The following is a 20,202-nucleotide window of genomic DNA, read 5'->3' as shown; positions in this document are numbered from 1 at the left end:
GAGACAGGACCATGGAAGACGGGGCCTTCTATCGGGCGATGTGGCGCTGGCATTTCTATGCCGGCCTCCTCGTCCTGCCGATCCTGGCGCTGATGGCGGTGACCGGCGCGCTCTATCTCTACAAGCCGGAAGTGGAGACAGCGCTTTATCCGGTGCGGATCGCCGCGCCGCCGGACGCGCGGCCCCTGCCGCCATCGGCAATCATTTCGATAACGCAACGAATATCGCATGATCCGGTTACCCAACTGCTGATTCCGGCCAGTCGGACGGAAAGCTGGCGGGTGACGACGAAGGCCGAAAATGGCTCAACAACTGTCCAACTCGTTGACGCATTTCGCGGCCGCGTTTTGGGCGCGATCCACGGTGGCGGGGTCATGAAGACGATCAAGGATCTGCACAGCCTGGCGCTCACCGGCCCGATCGGCAACCGGCTGGTGGAGGTCGTCGCGGGCTGGGCGATCATCCTGTGCATCACCGGCCTCTATCTACGCTGGCCCCGCCGCGGCCAGCCTGCCCTGGCGATCCGGGGCAGGGCAGGGGGTCGGCTGTTCTGGCGCGACCTGCATGGCACACTGGGCTTCCTGTCGGCAGGCGTCATCCTGTTCCTGGCCGTGACCGGCATGCCTTGGACCGAAATCTGGGGTGGGGGATTGCGCGCGGTCGTCGCCGCCAACGACTGGGGCCGACCCAAGATGGCGGTGATCCCCTGGACCGCCCCGGCGAATGATGCGCTCCCCTGGACCCTGCGCGAAGGCGGCGGCCGGGCGGGGGCGCCGGGCGACATCGGCGTCGATGCCGTCGCGCGGATCGCCACGCAGCGCGGCCTACGCCACGGCTACCAAATCATCCTGCCGTCCACCCCCGGCGCCCCCTATCTGGTGGCAAGCCTGATCCAGCGCGCCTATGACGCCCGTGCCCTCACCATCGACGCAGCTAGTGGCGCGGTGGTGCAGGATATCGACTGGCGCATGTTCGGTCCCGGCGCGAAAGCGGTCGAATGGGGCATCGCCACCCATCAGGGCCAGCAATATGGGGAGGTCAACCGGCTGCTGATGCTGGCGGGCTGCCTTTGCCTGCTGGCGCTATGCGTCACCGCGCCGATCCTGTGGTGGAAGCGGCGCAAGCATGGCCGGCTGCACCCGCCGCCCGCTTCCACGCCCGCCGCCCGGCGCATGGTCACCGCGCTGATGCTGGGCCTTGGCATCCTCTTCCCCCTCACGGGCCTGTCGATGCTGGCGGCGCTGGCGGGGGAAGGACTGGTCGGGCGGATACGAAGGACATAGGCACGCCATCCGTTCGGTTCGAGCTTGTCGAGAACGGCCGCACAACGGCTTCTCGACAGGCTCGAACCGAACGGAGCAATTCCATTTTGTTGCAACAGCGACTAGGGCGATCGCATGATCCGCCTGTCCGGCCTGAAACTGCCCCTCGACCATCCGGCCGAGGCGATGCCCGCCGCCATCTGCGACCGCCTGGGCCTGGAGCCGCATGAACTGCGCAGCCACAGCCTGGTGCGGCGCGGCAACGACGCCCGCCGCCGCAGCGCGATCCTGCTGGTCTATACGCTCGACGTCGATGTCGTGGACGAAGCCGCCGTACTGGCCCGCTTCGCCAACGATCATGATGTTCGGCCGACGCCCGACACCCGCTACACATTCGTCACCTATGCCCCTGACGGCTGGCAGGGCAAGCGCCCGGTCGTGATCGGCGCGGGGCCATGCGGCCTGTTCGCGGGCTTGATCCTGGCGCAGATGGGTTTCCGCCCGATCATCCTCGATCGCGGCAAGGTGGTGCGCGAACGGACCAAGGACACCTGGGGCCTGTGGCGCCGCGCCGAATTGAACCCCGACAGCAACGTCCAGTTCGGGGAGGGCGGGGCCGGCACATTCTCTGACGGCAAGCTCTATTGCCGCGTCAAAGACCCGCGTTTCCTGGGCCGCAAGGTGCTGGAGGAATTCGTCGCCGCCGGCGCGCCCGACGACATCCTCTGGGAAGCCCATCCCCATATCGGCACCTTCCGCCTCGTCACCATGGTCGAATCGATGCGCCGCCAGATCGAGGCGCTGGGCGGTGAATATCGCTGGCAGCATCGCGTCGACGATCTGGTGCTGGAGCGCACAGGCGAGGGCGAGCAGCGCCTGCGCGGCCTCGTCCTGCATGATGGCAGCGTGATCGACACCGATCATGTCGTGCTGGCCGTGGGCCACAGCGCCCGCCCGACCTTCGAAATGCTCCACGGCCGCGGCGTGCATATCGAGGCCAAGCCCTTTTCCATCGGCGTGCGCATCGAACATCCGCAAAGCTGGGTCGATCGCGCTCGCTACGGCAATTGCGCCGGCCATCCCGATCTGGGCGCAGCCTCCTACAGCCTGGCCCATCATTGCGCCAATGGCCGAACCGTTTACAGCTTCTGCATGTGTCCGGGCGGCCGGGTTGTCGCCGCCACATCGGAAGAAGGGCGCGTCGTCACCAACGGCATGAGCCAATATAGCCGCGCGGAATTCAACGCCAATTCCGGCCTCGTCGTCGGCATCGATCCGGCGCGCGACTATCCCGACGGGCCGCTGGCGGGGATCGACCTGCAACGCCATTGGGAATCCATGGCCTATGTCGCGGGCGGCTCCTCCTATTGGGCGCCCAGTCAGACGGTCGGCGACTTCCTCGCCCGTCGCCCCTCGACGCAGTTGGGCGACGTCGTGCCCTCCTACAAGCCGGGCGTGACTCCCACCGACCTGGCGCGCTGCCTGCCTGACTATGTGATCGAGGCGTTCCACGAAGCGCTGCCCGCCTTCGGCCGCCAGATCGCCCATTATGACCATCCCGACGCGGTGATGACGGGCGTGGAAACGCGCACATCCTCCCCTATCCGCATCACCCGCGGCAAGGATTTCCAAAGCCTTAATGTGACCGGCCTTTACCCCGCGGGTGAGGGCGCGGGCTATGCCGGCGGCATCCTGTCCGCCGCGATCGACGGCATCAAGGTCGCCGAAGCGGTCGCGCGCACGCTGGTCTGATATCGCGGACGGTTGCCGAAATCGGCCGCGTTCGACGGCCGACAAACATGCGTAAAGCCGCCATGACGATCAACCCGGCCGCCCGCGTCCCAATCAGCGCATATTGCCCTTCACATTATTCGATGGCCGTGGCGCCTTTGTTGGAGCGCAAAATCTTCATAAATATGGTTATGTCAGTCTCGATGATGGCGCTAGCGCAATAGCGTTAACGCCCGGTTCGCGAGCGTCGTTCGAGTGGCAGGCTGGTCGCCCGGCTACAGGCCGGCTATCCGCGACAGGTTGCACCCATAGGTCGCACGAACTGGCCGGAGAACGCTGCCACGTGGTCGGCACACAGCATCGCAATCAATCGATCGCTGCCGGACATGTTGCTGGTTTGTCTGGGAAGTTAATGGATGCCCGACAAGGACTCGAACCTTGATTGACGGAGTCAGAGTCCGCTCTCTTACCATTAGAGGATCGGGCATCAGCCAAGCGCGTGTCTCGCTTGGGAGGCCGCAGATAAGCGCGGTGTTTATTCTGGTCAAGAGGTTTCGGACGGATTTGGCCGACTTTTTGACCAGCGGTTGAACGCGCTTTTGCCCAGCAAAAGAAAACCCGCCGGACAGCATAGCGCGTCCGACGGGCATTTTCCTCTTCCCTCGCGGGATCAAGGGGCATGGGAGCCGCTCTCCATATAGGACGCCGCTCCCATGCTTTCAAAGGGGCTTATTCGCCGTCGCTCTTGAGCAGGTAATCGCCCGCGTCCGCGTCGGTGCCGTGGGTTTCACCTTCGACCGCCGCCAACGGATCATTGCCGATCGCCGCTTCAGGACCCTGTGCCAGTTCGGCCGCACGTTCCGCAGCGGCCGACTTGGGCGCTATCAGGTCCACCTGGCTGGACGCGCGCAGCGCGGCCCGCAGCGCCGCATCACGGCTGGAAGCCGCCACACGAAGCCGGTTCATGCCCGCGCCGGTGCCCGCTGGGATCAGGCGGCCGACGATGACATTTTCCTTGAGGCCAACCAGCGTGTCCTTCTTGCCCTGGACCGCCGCTTCCGTGAGGACGCGAGTGGTTTCCTGGAAGGACGCGGCAGAGATGAAGCTGCGGGTCTGCAGCGACGCCTTGGTGATGCCCAGCAACACTGGCTTGCCCGCGGCAGGCGCGAAGCCCGGCGCCAGCTTGGCGTTGATCTCGTCCATTTCCTCGCGGTCGATCTGCTCGCCCACCAACAAGGTGGTGTCGCCGGACTCGATGATCTCGACCTTCTGCAACATCTGACGAACGATCGTTTCGATGTGCTTGTCGTTGATCTTCACGCCCTGCAAGCGATAGACTTCCTGGATTTCGGCGACCAGATATTCGGCCAGCGGCTCGATGCCGAGAACTTCCAGAATGTCATGCGGATCGGGCGAACCGCCGATCAGGTTGTCGCCGCGCTTCACGAAGTCGCCTTCCTGAACGTCGATCACCTTGCTCTTGGGGATCAGATATTCGACCGGCTCGCCGCCGTCCTCAGGGTTGATCGCGATCTTACGCTTGGCCTTATAGTCCTTGAGGAACTGCACGCGGCCCGACACCTTGGCAATGATCGCATTGTCCTTGGGCTTGCGGGCTTCGAACAGTTCGGCAACGCGCGGCAGACCACCGGTGATGTCGCGGGTCTTGGCCGCTTCACGGCTGACACGCGCCAGCACGTCACCAGCCTGCACCTGGGCACCGTCGTCCACCGACAGGGTAGCCCCCACCGCCAGCATGTAGCGGGCGGCTTCGCCGGACTGGTCGTCCAGCAGGGTCAGGCGCGGGCGAAGGTCTTCCTTGGTGCGGGCGGCACCACGATGTTCCGTCACGACGCGCTGGGCGATGCCGGTGGCTTCGTCGGTCTGTTCGGTCAGCGTCTTGCTGTCGATCAGGTCGACATATTTCACGATGCCCGGCTTTTCCGTAATCACCGGCATGGTGAACGGGTCCCACTCGGCGAACCGCTCGCCCTTCTTCACGGTGTCGCCATCTGCAAACAGGATGGTGGCGCCATAAGGCAGGCGATGGGTTTCGCGCTCGCGACCTTCGCTGTCGATGATCGCGATCTCGCCGTTGCGGGCTAAGCTGAGGCGACGGCCCATCTTGTCGGTGATGGTCGGCATGTCACGCAGTTCGATCGTGCCGTCCGCCATCGATTCCAGGTTCGACGTTTCGTTGAAGTTGGCCGCGCCGCCGATGTGGAAGGTCCGCATGGTCAGCTGCGTACCCGGTTCACCGATGGACTGCGCCGCGATGACGCCAACCGCTTCGCCGATATTCACCGGCGTTCCGCGGGCGAGGTCACGGCCGTAGCATTTGCCGCACACGCCCATCTTGCTTTCGCAGATGAGGGGTGAGCGGATCTTCACGGCCTGAGTGCCGATCGCTTCGATCTTCGCGATCATCGGTTCGTCCAGCAGGGTGCCGATGGGGATGACGATGCTGCCATCCTTGCTGTCGACAATGTCCTGCGCCGTGGTACGGCCCAGGATGCGTTCGCCGAGCGACGCGATGACGGAACCGCCCTGGACGATCGCCTTCATCTCCAGCGCCTTTTCGGTGCCGCAATCTTCCTCGACGATGGTGCAATCCTGCGACACGTCGACCAGACGGCGGGTCAGGTAACCCGAGTTCGCGGTCTTGAGCGCGGTATCCGCCAGGCCCTTACGCGCGCCGTGGGTGGAGTTGAAATATTCAAGGACGGTCAGGCCTTCCTTGAAGTTCGAGATGATCGGCGTTTCGATGATCTCGCCCGACGGCTTGGCCATCAGGCCGCGCATACCGGCCAGCTGCTTCATCTGCGCCTGGCTACCACGGGCGCCGGAATGCGCCATCATGTAGATCGAGTTGATCTGCGCGAGGCGACCGGTTGCGGGGTCTTTCGGCTGGGCCTTGATCTCGTCCATCATGGCGTTCGCCACCTGGTCGCCGCAACGGCTCCACGCGTCGATCACCTTGTTGTACTTTTCCTGCTGGGTGATCAGGCCGTCCTGATATTGCTGCTCATAATCGGCCACCAGCGCCTTGGTTTCAGCGACCGTGCCTTCCTTCGAGTCAGGAATGACCATGTCGTCCTTGCCGAACGAAATGCCGGCCTGGAACGCGTGCTTGAAGCCCAGCGCCATGATGGCGTCGGCGAACAGCACCGTGTCCTTCTGGCCGGTGTGACGATAGACCTCGTCGATCACGTCGCCGACGTCCTTCTTGGTCAGCAGGCGGTTGACGACGTCGAACGGCACCTTGTGGCTCTGTGGCAGACATTCGCCCAGCAACATGCGGCCCGGCGTCGTCTCATAGCGCTTGAGGTAGCGGTTGCCCGCTTCGTCCGTCTGCGGCACGCGGCTGATGATCTTGCTGTGTAGGGTCACCGCCTTGGCGAACAGCGCCTGATGCACTTCCGACATGTCGGACAGCAACATGCCTTCACCCGGCTCGCCTTCACGCTCCATCGACAGATAATAGATGCCCAGCACCATGTCCTGCGACGGCACGATGATCGGCTTGCCATTCGCGGGCGACAGGATGTTGTTGGTCGACATCATCAGCACGCGCGCTTCCAACTGGGCTTCCAGGCTCAGCGGAACGTGGACGGCCATCTGGTCACCGTCAAAGTCGGCGTTGAAGGCGGAACAGACCAGCGGATGCAGCTGGATCGCCTTGCCTTCGATCAGCACGGGTTCGAACGCCTGGATGCCCAGACGATGGAGCGTGGGCGCGCGGTTAAGCATGACCGGATGTTCGCGGATCACCTCGTCCAGGATGTCCCAGACTTCCTTGCGCTCCTTTTCGACCCACTTCTTGGCCTGCTTGAGGGTCATGGACAGACCCTTGGCGTCCAGGCGGGCGTAGATGAACGGCTTGAACAGTTCGAGCGCCATCTTCTTGGGCAGGCCGCACTGGTGCAGCTTCAGCTCAGGACCGGTCACGATGACCGAACGACCCGAATAGTCGACGCGCTTGCCGAGCAGGTTCTGGCGGAAGCGGCCCTGCTTGCCCTTGAGCATGTCGGACAGCGACTTCAAAGGACGCTTGTTCGCGCCGGTGATGACACGGCCACGACGGCCATTGTCGAACAGGGCGTCGACGGCTTCCTGCAACATGCGCTTTTCGTTGCGGACGATGATGTCCGGCGCGCGCAGTTCCATCAGCCGCTTCAAGCGGTTGTTACGGTTGATGACGCGACGATACAGGTCGTTCAGATCCGACGTCGCGAAACGACCACCGTCCAGCGGCACCAGTGGGCGCAGTTCCGGCGGAATGACCGGCACGACGTCCAGGATCATCCATTCGGGGCGGTTGCCCGATTCCAGGAAGCTCTCGACGACCTTCAGGCGCTTGATGATCTTCTTGGGCTTGAGTTCCGACTTGGTGACGGCCAGCTCGTCCAGCAGGATCTGCTTTTCGCCTTCCAGGTCGAGGTCCATCAGCATCTGCTTGACCGCTTCCGCGCCGATGCCGGCGGAGAAGGCGTCTTCGCCATATTGGTCCTGCGCGTCGAGCAGTTCGTCTTCGTTCAACAGCTGATATTTATCGAGGCTGGTCAGACCCGGCTCGATGACGATATAGCTTTCGAAATAGAGCACGCGCTCAAGCTGCTTGAGCTGCATGTCGAGCAGCAGGCCGATGCGCGACGGCAGCGACTTGAGGAACCAAATATGCGCGACCGGCGCGGCCAGCTCGATATGGCCCATGCGCTCGCGGCGCACCTTGCTCACGGTCACTTCGACACCGCACTTTTCGCAGACGATGCCCTTATACTTCATGCGCTTATACTTGCCGCACAGGCATTCATAATCCTTGATCGGACCAAAGATGCGCGCGCAGAACAGGCCGTCACGTTCCGGCTTGAACGTGCGGTAATTGATGGTTTCCGGCTTCTTGATCTCGCCGAAGGACCAGGACCGGATGCGCTCTGGCGAGGCAAGGCCGATCTGAATCTGGTCGAATGTCTCGGCCTTGACGACCGGGTTCGCGAAGTTGGTCAGTTCATTCATATTTTTAGTCCCTCTAGAGGGTAAATCTCCGGGCGAAGCAGGTGAGGGGCGCCGCCAAAGGCTGCGCCCCCATCCTTATTCCGCCGCCAGCGCGACGCCGTCTTCGTCAACGATCGGATCGGCCGTTGCGAGTTCGACGTTGAGGCCGAGCGAGCGCATTTCCTTGACCAGCACGTTGAAGCTCTCGGGAATGCCAGCCTCGAACGTGTCGTCACCCTTGACGATCGCCTCATAAACCTTGGTGCGGCCGACAACGTCGTCGGACTTCACCGTCAGCATTTCCTGCAACGTATAGGCCGCGCCATAGGCTTGGAGCGCCCAGACCTCCATTTCCCCGAAGCGCTGGCCACCGAACTGCGCCTTACCACCCAGCGGCTGCTGCGTGACGAGCGAGTAGGGGCCGATCGAACGGGCATGGATCTTGTCGTCGACCAAGTGATGCAGCTTCAACATATAGATGATGCCCACAGTCACCTTACGGTCGAACCGATCGCCGGTGCGGCCGTCATATAGGTCGCTCTGACCCGACGTGTTCAGACCGGCCAGCGAGAGCATCGCCGACACGTCCGCTTCTCGCGCACCGTCGAACACCGGCGTCGCCATCGGGATGCCCCGCTGGAGATGCTCGGCCAGATCGATGATCTGCTCGGGCGTGCGGGCCTCGATCTGCTCGGCATAGCGCGGACCATAGGAGGTCAGCAGCCGTTCCTTGACCGCGTCGGGCATGTCGCCCGCCGATGGGTTCGGATTGGCCTCGCGCCAGTCTTCCAGCGCGTGCTTGAGTTGCTCGCCCAGGCCGCGCGCGGCCCAGCCCAGATGCGTTTCGAAGATCTGACCGACGTTCATGCGGCTTGGCACGCCCAGCGGGTTCAGCACGATGTCGACATGGGTGCCGTCTTCCAAGAACGGCATGTCCTCGACCGGCAGGATGCGTGAAATGACGCCCTTGTTACCATGGCGGCCGGCCATCTTGTCGCCCGGTTGCAGCTTGCGCTTCACCGCCACGAACACCTTGACCATCTTCAGCACGCCCGGCGGCAGTTCGTCGCCGCGCTGCAGCTTGTCGACGCGATCTTCGAACTTGTCGACGATCGACTTCACCGCTTCGTCATACTGGCCCTTGATCGCTTCGATCTGGGCTTGGCGGCTGTCGTCCTCGACGGCAAACTTCCACCATTCGTGACGCTCGACTTCGCTCAGCAGGGCCTCGTCGATGACGACGCCCTTCTTGACGCCCTTGGGCGCTGCAGAGGCAGTCTGGTTCAGCAGCATTTCGTGCAGGCGATTGAACGTCGCACGATTAAGAATAGCGCGTTCGTCCTCGCGATCCTTGGCGAGGCGGTCGATTTCCTCCCGCTCGATCGCCATGGCGCGCTCGTCCTTGTCGATGCCGTGACGGTTGAACACGCGCACTTCCACGACAGTCCCGGCCACGCCCGGCGGCAGGCGCAGCGACGTGTCGCGCACGTCGGACGCCTTCTCACCGAAGATCGCGCGCAGCAGCTTTTCTTCCGGGGTCATCGGCGATTCACCCTTGGGGGTGATCTTGCCGACCAGGATGTCGCCCGGCTCCACTTCCGCGCCAATGTAAACGATGCCCGCCTCGTCGAGGTTGCGCAGCGCTTCTTCACCGACGTTCGGGATGTCGCGGGTGATGTCCTCCGGCCCCAGCTTGGTGTCGCGGGCCATGACCTCGAACTCTTCGATATGGATCGAGGTGAAGACGTCGTCCTTCACGATCCGCTCGGAGATCAGGATGGAGTCTTCGTAATTGTAGCCATTCCAGGGCATGAACGCGACGAGCGTGTTCCGGCCCAGTGCCAGTTCGCCGAACTCGGTCGACGGGCCATCAGCGATGACGTCGCCGGCTTCGACCAGATCACCGACCTGCACCAGCGGACGCTGGTTGATGCAGGTGTCCTGGTTCGAACGCTGGAACTTCTGGAGCGTGTAGATATCGACGCCCGACTGGCCGGCTTCGATGTCGCCGGTCGCGCGGATGACGATACGGGTCGCGTCGACCTGATCGACGATGCCCGCCCGCTTGGAAGCGACCGCCGCGCCGGAGTCACGGGCGACCGTGCCTTCCATGCCGGTGCCCACGAACGGGGCTTCGGCGCGTACCAGCGGCACGGCCTGACGCTGCATGTTCGATCCCATGAGGGCGCGGTTGGCGTCATCATTTTCCAGGAACGGAATGAGCGATGCGGCGACCGACACCAGCTGCTTGGGGCTGACGTCCATCAGGGTGATGTGATCGCGCGGCGCCATCAGGAATTCGCCAGCTTCGCGGCTGGAGATCAAATCCTCGACGAAATGGCCGTCGGCATCGACTTCGGCGTTGGCCTGCGCGATCGTGTGCTTGGCCTCCTCCATCGCCGACAGATAGACGACATCGTCGGTGACCTTATTGTCCACGACCTTGCGGTACGGCGTTTCGATGAAGCCATATTTGTTGACGCGGCTGAACGTGGCCAGCGAGTTGATCAGACCGATGTTCGGGCCTTCGGGCGTTTCGATCGGACAGATACGGCCATAATGGGTCGGGTGAACGTCGCGGACTTCAAAGCCTGCGCGCTCGCGGGTGAGGCCGCCCGGCCCAAGCGCCGACACGCGGCGCTTGTGGGTGACTTCCGACAGCGGGTTGGTCTGATCCATGAACTGCGACAGCTGCGAGGAGCCGAAGAATTCACGCACCGCAGCCACGGCGGGCTTGGCGTTGATGAGGTCGTTGGGCATAACCGTCGATACATCGACCGACGACATACGCTCTTTGACCGCACGCTCCATGCGCAGCAGCCCGACGCGATACTGGTTCTCCAGCAATTCGCCGACCGAACGGACACGACGGTTACCGAGGTTGTCGATATCGTCGATTTCGCCCTTGCCGTCCTTCAGGTTTACCAGTTCCTTCACCACGGCGAGGATGTCCTCGACCCGCAGGGTGGTGACGGTGTCCTCAGCGTCCAGGTCCAGGCGCATGTTCAGCTTCACGCGGCCGACAGCCGACAGGTCGTAGCGCTCAGGATCGAAGAACAGGCCGGCGAAGAGGGCTTCGGCGGTTTCCTTCGTCGGCGGTTCACCGGGGCGCATGACGCGATAGATGTCGCTCAATGCCTGGTCGCGGTCTTCGGCCTTGTCGGCTTTCAGCGTATTACGAATCCAGGGGCCGGTGCCGACATGGTCGATGTCGAGCAGTTCGAGGCGGTCGATGCCCGCCTTGTCCAGCTTTTCGAGATTCTCCGGCGACACTTCGTCGCCAGCCTCGATGTATATTTCGCCGGTGCTCTCATTGATGAGGTCATAGGCGCTGTAGCGGCCATAGACTTCCTCGGTCGGGATCAGCAGCGATTGGAGTCCGTCCTTTTCCGCCTTGTTGGCGGCGCGCGGCGAAATCTTGGTGCCTGCGGGGAAGATGGCTTCGCCCGTCTTGGCATCTACGATGTCGAACGCGGGCTTCAGGCCACGCCAGGCTTCGGCGAGATAGGGAATGACCCAGCCGCCTTCACCGCGGACATAGGTTACCTTGTTGTAGAATTCGCCCAGAATATCTTCTGGCGTCAGGCCCAGCGCGAACAGCAGCGCCGTGACCGGCAGCTTGCGCTTGCGGTCGATACGGACGTTGACGATGTCCTTGGCGTCGAATTCGAAATCGAGCCACGAACCGCGATAGGGAATGACGCGCGCGGCGAAAAGATATTTGCCCGACGAATGGGTCTTGCCACGATCATGGTCGAACAGGACGCCCGGCGAACGGTGCATCTGGCTGACGATGACGCGCTCGGTGCCGTTGACGATGAAGGTGCCGTTGCCCGTCATCAGGGGCATGTCGCCCATATAGACGTCCTGCTCCTTGATATCCAAAACCGAACGGGTTTCGGTGTCCTGATCCACTTCGAACACGATCAGGCGCAGGGTAACGCGCATCGGCGCCGCATAGGTGATGCCGCGCTGACGACATTCCTCGACGTCATATTTCGGGTCTTCCAGCTCATAATGGACGAAGTCCATTTCGGCGGTGCCCGCGAAATCGCGGATCGGGAACACGCTGCGCAGCGTCTTTTCCAGGCCCGACACATAGCCGATCGCCGGGTTCGAGCGGAGGAACTGTTCATAGCTCTCCCGCTGAACCTCGATCAGGTTGGGCATCTGCACCACTTCGTGGATGTCGCCGAACACCTTCCTGATGCGCTTCTTCGCGCCGGTGTTGCTGATCGGGGGGAGAGCTTTGGTCGCCATGCGTTGTCCTTGCCTTCATTCGTCGCGTTTTTCCGCATCCCAGCGAAAACTCAGTCCATGCGCGATAGAATAGAGGGTGATTCGCACCCGCCATTCCACGCAAAAAAGTGCGGGCCGGGACTGTCCGATCCGCACTGTCAGCACCTGATGACCCATCAGAAGTCGCCCAATTCCGCCAGCTTCGCGCGCAATTCGAAGCTGGACCCCGAGCGATCCGGGGGACGGCCGTCCCAAGAGGCGCATAGCGCACGGAACAACCGGATTGACGCCGATATAGACACGCCCCGACGCTTTGTGAAGGGGGATGAAGGGGGATTGCGCCGCCGCAGCGGGGCCGTCAGGCGCTTAGGGTGTTACGGACGGAATCATGGTGGGCGTAGCGACCGGCGGCGCCACGGGCGCAACCGGCGCGATCTTCACCGTCTCGAACCGATCCTTGCGCCGAACGCCCGGCAAGACACTGTCAGGCGTGGCGGCTGGCGCCACGATCGGCACACGCTGGCGCATGCACTCCCCCTTCGCTGCACGCGGCGTCTGCGCGCAATTCCATAACGCCTTTTGCAAACCCGTTCCCGTGTCATGAATGTAGGAAAACCGCATTGCAGCCATGTCGGCGAGCGACAGTGGCAACTCCTTGGGCGCGCTGCCCGACACCCAGCCCATGATGCGGCACTGCCCGCGCCCCGCGCAGAATGTCTGCGCCGTGGCGGGCCAGCTATTGGGGGCGCTACCCTTGGGCAGTTCGACCAGAAAACTTTTCCCCCCGACGACCGAAATCAGCTTTACGCCTGCTATGGTCTTGCCCAGCATTTGCATCTCAATCGATCGTTGCGGCCGTGCCGCAAGCGCTGCCGCCCCTTCGGCCGTGAGCGGCCCTTGCGGCATCAATGGCATATCAAGGCCGCCCTGATGCGCAGCGGAGAATCGCGCGATCCGGCCGATGATCGGTTCGCCTTTGTCTGTTGCCTGGCGAAAGGCGGGCGGCGTCCCCCACCACCCACGCCAACGAAAGAAGATATGCGTGCCGACCTCGACGATTTTGTCCAGGCTGTCGCTCCAATAAGGCACGACCCAATTGGTATGATAATGGGTCGCATAGCCGACCGGTGTATAGACTTTGCCGGCCAGCGCCGCCTGCGCAATCTCCTGCGCACGTAGCCAGGCGGCCTGGCCCGGCGTGCGTGCCAGCGCCCCGTCGCAGCTGAAGGTGAACTGACATCCGGTGCGCCGTTCCTGGCCCTGGAACACCACGCCGCACACCGTCTTTGGAAAGGCCGGGTGCCGCACCCGGTTCAACACGACCTGCGCGACCGCCTGTTCGCCCACGGCGTCGTCGCCAGCCTCGAAAATCTCCGCCGCCGCCAGGCAATCGACGGCGCGGGCCAGGTCGGTTGGCGTGCCGGAAAAAAGAAATGGTCGGGCAGCCGGGTTGGGATCGCGGGAAAAGGGCACGGCTGCGTTCAATGCCACCGCCTTGTCGCGCGGCAACGCATAGACCTGGAGCGGCTCGACCGCTGGCGCCGGCGTGCGCGGGCGCTTCATCTGGACGGCGGCGGCGAAACGCGGGGGCGTATTGGCCGACTGTGGCCGGCTTTCCCATCCTGCCACCGCCATGGGCAGGCCGATGAACAGCACCGCCCAGACGAGCCAGGACAAAAGGGTAGGATTATCGTTTCGGTTCACGAGCGACCTGGTTCAAATTCCGTTTGCGCTGGGTCGGTTGAAAGACAGGGGCATCGTCCCCTGCCTGCCTACCCCATGCTGAATGGGCGAGCTATACGGCTCGCCCATGTGATGCAAACGGCTATCCTCTGTGCGCTCCTATTCGGGCAGGAAATCGGGCACTGACAGATAGCGTTCGCCGGTATCATAATTGAAGCCCAGAACCCGGCTGCCCGCGGGGAGTTCCTTCAACTTCTGCGCGATCGCCGCCAGCGTGCCGCCCGACGATATGCCGACCAGCAGCCCTTCCTCAGATGCGGAGCGGCGGGCAAACGCCTTGGCGTCGGCCGGATCGACCTGGATCACCCCGTCCAGCAACTGGGTGTGCAGGTTCGCAGGGATGAAGCCAGCGCCGATACCCTGGATCGGGTGGGGGCCGGGCTGGCCGCCGCTGATGACCGGCGACAGGGTCGGTTCGACGGCAAATATCTTGATCGCGGGCCATGCCTTTTTCAGCACCTCGGCGACGCCGGTGATGTGGCCGCCGGTGCCTACGCCGGTAATCAACGCGTCGATCGGCGTGTCGGCGAAGTCGGCCAATATCTCCTCCGCGGTGGTGCGGACATGCACGTCGATATTGGCCGGATTTTCAAACTGCTGCGGCATCCAGCTGCCCGGCGTCTGCGACACCAGTTCCAGCGCGCGCTCGATCGCGCCCTTCATCCCCTTTTCGCGCGGCGTCAGGTCGAAACTGGCGCCATAGGCCAGCATCAGGCGGCGGCGCTCGATCGACATGCTTTCGGGCATGACCAGCACCAGCTTGTAACCCTTGACCGCCGCGACCATGGCCAGGCCGACGCCGGTATTGCCCGATGTCGGCTCGATGATGGTGCCGCCGGGCTGCAATTCGCCCGATGCTTCGGCCGCCTCTATCATCGCCAGCGCGATGCGATCCTTGATCGACCCGCCGGGGTTGGATCGTTCCGACTTGATCCACACTTCGGTGCCGGCGGGGGCATCGCCGAACAGCCGATTGATGCGGACATGCGGCGTATTGCCAATGGTTTCGAGAATCGTGGCAGCTTTCATGGGTTTTTCTCCTGACTGTTCTCTTCTCGCCCGATGTCGGGTGGATCGAAGCTGCGTGCAAGGCGCAATTCGGGAAAGAGTCGCGCCCAGTAAAGGGTGATGAGGATAGCACCAACGCCGCCGCCGATCACCGCCGCAACCGGGCCGACCAGCGCGGCGAGGAAACCGGACTCCGCCTCGCCCAGTTCGTTGGACGCGGAAATGGTCAGTTGCGACAGGCTGGACACGCGCCCGCGCATGGCGTCCGGCGTATGCAGCTGCACCAGCGACTGGCGGACGAAGACCGACACCATGTCCGCGCTGCCCAGCACGATGAGCGATGCGATGCCCGTCTCCATGGCCATAGTGCGGGGCAGGAAGGCGGTGCAGCCAAAGGCGATGGTGGCCAGGCCGAACAGCACCACGGACGCGAGCATCTTGACCCCCACTTCGGTCTTCATCGGGCGGAAGGAGAACCAGAGCGCCGTCAGCCCCGCGCCGATCCCCGGCGCGGCAGCCAGATGGCCCAGCCCCGCCGATCCCACATGCAAAATGTCGCGGGCATAAACCGGCAGCAGCGCCGTCGCGCCGGCCAGCAGCACCGCGAACAGGTCCAGCGTGATCGTCGCCAGCACCAGCCGGTTGCCGCGCACATAGGCAAAGCCGTCGATCATCTGGCGGATCGGATGGCGGCTTGTGTCGCGCGGCGGCTGCGGCACCGGCCCGATCAGCAGCATCGCGCCCAGCGCCACGCCATAGAGGATCGCCGCCAGCGCATAGGCGCCCCAGGGGGTGGCGGCATAGGCGTATCCGCCGACTGCTGGCCCGGCGATCATCCCGGCCTGCCAGACTACGCTGGAAATGGCGATGGCGTTGGGCAGCACGGCGGGCGGCACCAGATTGGGCGCCAGCGCGCCATAGGCCGGCCCGTTGAAGGCGCGGGCAATGCCGACGATCACCGCGATGCTGAATATCAACGGCAGGCTGACCCAACCTTCATAAGTGGCAAAGGCGAGCAGGCCCGCCGCGATCATCAGCAAGGTCAGCGTCAGCCGGGTGATGACCCGCCGGTCATAATGGTCGGCGACCCACCCCGTGATCGGCGTCAGGAAAAAGAGCGGCAGAAACTGCGCCAGGCCGATCAGGCCCAGTTGCGCCGACGCCCCTGCCGTCGTCATCGTTTCCCGCGCGATATTATAGGCCTGCCACGCGAGCACGATCATCATGCTGTATTGCGCCAGCACGGCGCAGAGGCGTCCCACCAGATAGGCCCGAAAATTGCCGAAATGCAGGGGGTGGCGGGGGGAGGGGACAGCCGTCATGGCGACGGCTTTAGCGGCGCTTATGTTGCCGAAGCAACAGCGCCGCTGCCTGCGGAGCAACAAGATTTGCTTTGCGACCTATGAGCGGGGAGGGACGATCCATCCGCCCCATCTGCGCATCGCCCTTTAGCGCCGTAGCAACACGCCGCTGACCGATCCATTGCGCACGGAACAGACGAAGGGAATGGAGTCGCCACCGGTAAAACCAATCTCGCCCTCTACCTCCCAGCCCGTCGCCATGTTGCTCGCGCGGGGACGACCGATCAGCTTGCCATCGGCTCCGGCCTGATAAAGCGCCTTGGCCGCGCAGGCGTCGCGCGCAGCGGCGGCTGACGCGATCGGGCCATAGCCGGGCGAGGCATAGGGCGCACGCCGGGCATCGCGTTCGGCCTGCCGGTCGCGGGCAATATCGCTGGCGATCGCGGCGCCCACGACATCGCCGGGATAGATGCCGTTTTGCGCCTGCACTGGCGACGCTAAGAGCATCGCTACAGCTGTCCAACTCGTTGTCTTCTTCATGATGCACCGCCTCCCTGCCGGCGCGGCATCATAGCCTATTTGAACAGGCTGCCCAAGATACCGCGCACCAGCTTGCCCGCGATCCCGCCGGAGGAGGACCTGCGGCTCGATCCGCCGAACACGGCGCGGCCCAGTTCGTTGGCTACCTGCCGCCCGACCGACGATCCCGCCGCGCGCGTCGCCGATTGGATGACCTTGTCCAAAGTGCCCGGTTTCGCGGCCTCGCGCGCTGCCGCCGCATCGCGCCGGGCCTGCTCCTTCAGCTCCGCTTCGCGCTGCTTCGCCTCGACCTTGGCCTGCACAGCGGCGGTCTTGTCGGCCTCGGCCTGCGCTTTTTTCGCCTGCCCTGCCGCCGCGGCAGCCTGCCCGCGCGCCGCCAGTATCTCCTCAGCCGACTCGCGATCGACTGACTCGTCATATTTCCCCGCTACCGGCGAGATCGACTGGATGATCGCCCTCTCCTTGGCATCGAGCGGTCCCAGCCGCGACCGTGGCGGCGCGATCAGCGTGCGCTGGACGATGCCGGGCGATCCATCCTCCTGCAACAACGACACCAGCGCCTCGCCGACCTTCAATTGCGTGATCGCCGTTTCGACGTCTAGGTCGGGATTGATGCGGAATGTTTCCGCCGCCGCCTTGATCGCCCGCTGGTCGCGCGGGGTGAAGGCGCGCAGCGCGTGCTGCACCCGGTTGCCCAGTTGCCCGGCGACATCCTCTGGAATGTCGATCGGGTTTTGCGTGACGAAATAGACGCCCACGCCCTTGGACCGGATCAGCCGCACCACCTGCTCGATCTTGTCGGTCAACGCCTTGGGCGCGTCCTCGAACAGCAGATGCGCTTCGTCGAAGAAGAAGACCAGTTTGGGCTTGTCCGGGTCGCCCACTTCCGGCAGCGTCTCGAACAGTTCGGACAACAGCCACAGCAGGAAGGTCGCATAGAGCTTGGGGCTCTGCATCAGCTTGTCGGCGGCCAGCACATTGATATAGCCGCGGCCCTTGTCATCCACCTGCAGCATGTCGTGGATGTCGAGCGCCGGTTCACCGAAGAAATGGTCGCCGCCCTGGGCGTCCAGTTGCAGCAATTGCCGCTGGATCGCGCCGACGCTGGCCTTGGTGACATTGCCATAGCGGGCCGACAGCATATCGGCATTTTCCGCGCAATAGGCCAGCATCGCCTGCAGATCGCCCAAGTCGAGCAGCAGCAGCCCTTCTTCGTCGGCATAGGTGAAGGCGATCGTCAGCACGCCTTCCTGCGTTTCGTTGAGGCCCATCAACCGCGCCAACAGCAACGGACCCATTTCGCTGACGGTGGTGCGGATCGGATGGCCCTGCTGCCCGTAGAGATCCCAGAAGATCGCCGGATTATCAGTATAGCTATAATCGGCCATGCCCACTTCGGCGGCCCGCGCAACCAGCTTGTCGGCATTTTTGGCCGTGGGCGATCCAGCCATGGCGATGCCGGCAAGGTCGCCCTTCACATCGGCCATGAACACCGGGACGCCCAGGGCGGAAAAGCTCTCAGCGATTCCCTGTAGCGTCACCGTCTTGCCGGTGCCCGTTGCGCCTGCGATCAGGCCATGGCGGTTGGCGCGACGCAGGTTCAACAACTGCGGGACGCCTCTGGAACCGTCAGGCCCGTCCTTGTCCGGTGCGCCAAGACCGATGAAGATACCGTCGCTCATCTGAAATCCCCGAAAAACAAAAGACCCGCACGCCCAGGACCTGTCGAACGCTATCGACAGATCCGGCCCGAACGGGTCTTAATTGGCTATCGCAACTCTAACGAGCCGGACGCCTTGGGCAAGCGTCGCTTACTTGTCGCGCAGGCGGATCGGCAGGAATATGGCCGGCTGGCCGCGACGCAGCACCTGTAGCAGGATGGCGTTGCGACCCTGGGCCGCCACCGCCTTGACCTGCGCATCCAGTTCGGTCTGGCTCAACACAGGGCGATTGTTCGCGGTGATGATGACGTCGCCGCGACGCAGCCCCTTCGTACCGGCATCCGTCGATCCATCGACGGCGGTGATGACGATGCCACGCGTGTCGGCGGCGATGCCGAGCTGTCGAATGATACCGGGCGTCAGCGGGATCGCCGAAATGCCCAACGCCTGCTGCGCCGCCTGACCCGGATTCTGGTCCTGCTGGCTGAAATCTTCGTCGCCTTGCGGCTGGGCGAAGTTGTTCAGCTCGTCTTCCGAAGGCCGCTCGCCGACGATCGCGGTGACCGTCTGCCGCTGACCGTTGCGGATCAGGACGATCGGTACGCGCGCACCGATATCCTGGTTGGCGACGATCGACGACAGATTCTGGTCAGCGGTCACTTCTTGGCCTGCAACGCTGACGATCACGTCGCCTGCCTTGATACCGGCCTTTTCTGCGCCCTTGCCGGGCTCGACGCCCTGGACGAACTCGCCGCGGTTCTTGGCCAGACCCAGCGAGTCGGCCAGGTCTTCGCCCAGCGGGCTGATCTGGACACCCAGATAGCCGCGCTTGATCGCCTGCCCCTTGCGCAGCGTATCGACGATCGGCGCCGCCTGTTCGGACGGAATGGCGAAGCCGATGCCCACATTGCCGCCCGACGGTGACAGGATCTGGCTGTTGATGCCGATGACATTGCCGCGCATGTCGAACATCGGGCCGCCCGAGTTGCCCTGGTTGATCGACGCGTCGGTCTGGATGAACTTGTCATAGCTGCCGCCGGTGCCGCGATGCAGGGCGGAGATGATGCCCGCCGTCACCGTGCCCGACAGGGCGAAGGGGTTGCCGATCGCGACCACCCAGTCCCCTACGCGCGCCTTCGTGCTGTCGCCGAACTTGACGAAAGGCAGGGGCTTGGGCGATTCGATCTTCAGCACGGCCAGGTCGGTTGCCGGATCGCGGCCGACCAGCTTGGCAGGAAATTCCTGCTTGTCGGTCATCGTGACCGTGATCGAATCGACGCTCGCGCCTTCGGCCCCGGCCGACACCACATGGTTGTTGGTAACGATGTAGCCGTCCGATGAGATCAGGAAGCCGGACCCCAGCGATTGCGCCTGCCGGGTCTGCGGCTGGCCGCCCTGACCCTGGCCAAACAGCTCGCCAAATGGCGTCCCGGCGAAGGGGTTCTGCACCTTCACCCGTTGCTTGGTGGAGATATTGACGACGGCCGGCTGCAACTTCTCGACCATGTCCGCGAGGCTGGCTGGCGCGCCCGCGGGGGCTGCTGCCGTCAGGCCTTCATTCTGCGCAGTCTGCGCCCCGACATTGGAACTGGTCGTGACCGCGATGGCGGTGCCGCCCAGCAGCAGGGCGCCGGTGATGGCATAAGCGTAACGCACTCGTGACGGTCCTCTTCAAAGCTTCAGGGGTAAGGAGGGCGGGACTTTTAGGAAACCCTCAGATGC

At 63.7% G+C, this 20,202-nt stretch carries 11 protein-coding genes and 1 tRNA gene; 3 read left to right on the top strand and 9 right to left on the bottom strand.

The features are described 5' to 3' along the window. The first annotated feature begins 11 nt into the window (after positions 1-11). The 3 genes from CEQ44_RS18375 to CEQ44_RS24530 all read left to right on the top strand — a co-directional run bounded on the left by CEQ44_RS18375 (position 12) and on the right by CEQ44_RS24530 (position 3,217). Entirely contained in the window at positions 12-1,283 is a 1,272-nt protein-coding gene (locus CEQ44_RS18375) for a PepSY domain-containing protein (RefSeq protein ID WP_254913643.1), read from the top strand. Positions 1,284-1,397: 114 nt separating this feature from the next. After that, positions 1,398-3,014, top strand: coding sequence for an NAD(P)/FAD-dependent oxidoreductase (locus CEQ44_RS18370; protein WP_088183264.1), 1,617 nt, complete (start codon positions 1,398-1,400; stop codon positions 3,012-3,014). A gap of 47 nt (positions 3,015-3,061) precedes the next feature. Further along, positions 3,062-3,217: a hypothetical protein gene (locus CEQ44_RS24530; protein WP_176401069.1), complete on the top strand. Its 156-nt coding sequence runs from the start codon at positions 3,062-3,064 to the stop codon at positions 3,215-3,217. 189 nt (positions 3,218-3,406) lie between these two features. Here CEQ44_RS24530 and CEQ44_RS18365 read toward each other — a convergent pair. From CEQ44_RS18365 to CEQ44_RS18325, 9 genes are all read right to left on the bottom strand, one after another. Next, positions 3,407-3,480, bottom strand: a tRNA-Gln gene (locus CEQ44_RS18365). A gap of 242 nt (positions 3,481-3,722) precedes the next feature. After that, positions 3,723-8,009, bottom strand: coding sequence for a DNA-directed RNA polymerase subunit beta' (rpoC, locus tag CEQ44_RS18360; RefSeq protein WP_088183263.1), 4,287 nt, complete (start codon positions 8,007-8,009; stop codon positions 3,723-3,725). A gap of 75 nt (positions 8,010-8,084) precedes the next feature. Continuing rightward, positions 8,085-12,248, bottom strand: a complete 4,164-nt coding sequence (gene rpoB, locus CEQ44_RS18355; protein ID WP_088183262.1) for a DNA-directed RNA polymerase subunit beta — start codon at positions 12,246-12,248, stop codon at positions 8,085-8,087. A gap of 345 nt (positions 12,249-12,593) precedes the next feature. Continuing rightward, positions 12,594-13,862 carry a cell wall hydrolase gene (locus CEQ44_RS18350; protein ID WP_088183356.1) on the bottom strand — a complete coding sequence of 423 codons (1,269 nt, stop codon included), beginning with the start codon at positions 13,860-13,862 and terminating at the stop codon, positions 12,594-12,596. A gap of 207 nt (positions 13,863-14,069) precedes the next feature. After that, positions 14,070-14,999, bottom strand: a complete 930-nt coding sequence (gene cysK / locus CEQ44_RS18345) for a cysteine synthase A (RefSeq protein WP_088183261.1) — start codon at positions 14,997-14,999, stop codon at positions 14,070-14,072. After that, positions 14,996-16,300: an MFS transporter gene (locus CEQ44_RS18340; RefSeq protein ID WP_088183260.1), complete on the bottom strand. Its 1,305-nt coding sequence runs from the start codon at positions 16,298-16,300 to the stop codon at positions 14,996-14,998. Before CEQ44_RS18340 ends, cysK begins: the two co-directional genes overlap by 4 nt. Before the next feature lie 126 nt (positions 16,301-16,426). Then, the gene (locus CEQ44_RS18335) at positions 16,427-16,819 is read right to left on the bottom strand and encodes a hypothetical protein (protein ID WP_254913642.1); all 393 of its coding nucleotides are present in this window, start codon (positions 16,817-16,819) and stop codon (positions 16,427-16,429) included. A 35-nt stretch (positions 16,820-16,854) separates the two neighbouring features. Next, positions 16,855-18,501, bottom strand: coding sequence for a helicase HerA-like domain-containing protein (locus tag CEQ44_RS18330; protein WP_088183259.1), 1,647 nt, complete (start codon positions 18,499-18,501; stop codon positions 16,855-16,857). Between the two features lie 129 nt (positions 18,502-18,630). Beyond that, complete coding sequence (locus CEQ44_RS18325) at positions 18,631-20,136, bottom strand: Do family serine endopeptidase (protein ID WP_088183258.1); 1,506 nt, start codon at positions 20,134-20,136, stop codon at positions 18,631-18,633. Between the last annotated feature and the right edge of the window lie 66 nt (positions 20,137-20,202).

The sequence above is a fragment of the Sphingobium sp. Z007 genome (genome assembly GCF_900013425.1).
Taxonomy (GTDB): domain Bacteria; phylum Pseudomonadota; class Alphaproteobacteria; order Sphingomonadales; family Sphingomonadaceae; genus Sphingobium.
The sequence above is the reverse complement of the archived record's forward strand: the minus strand, read 5'-3'. Positions and strand labels throughout refer to the sequence as shown.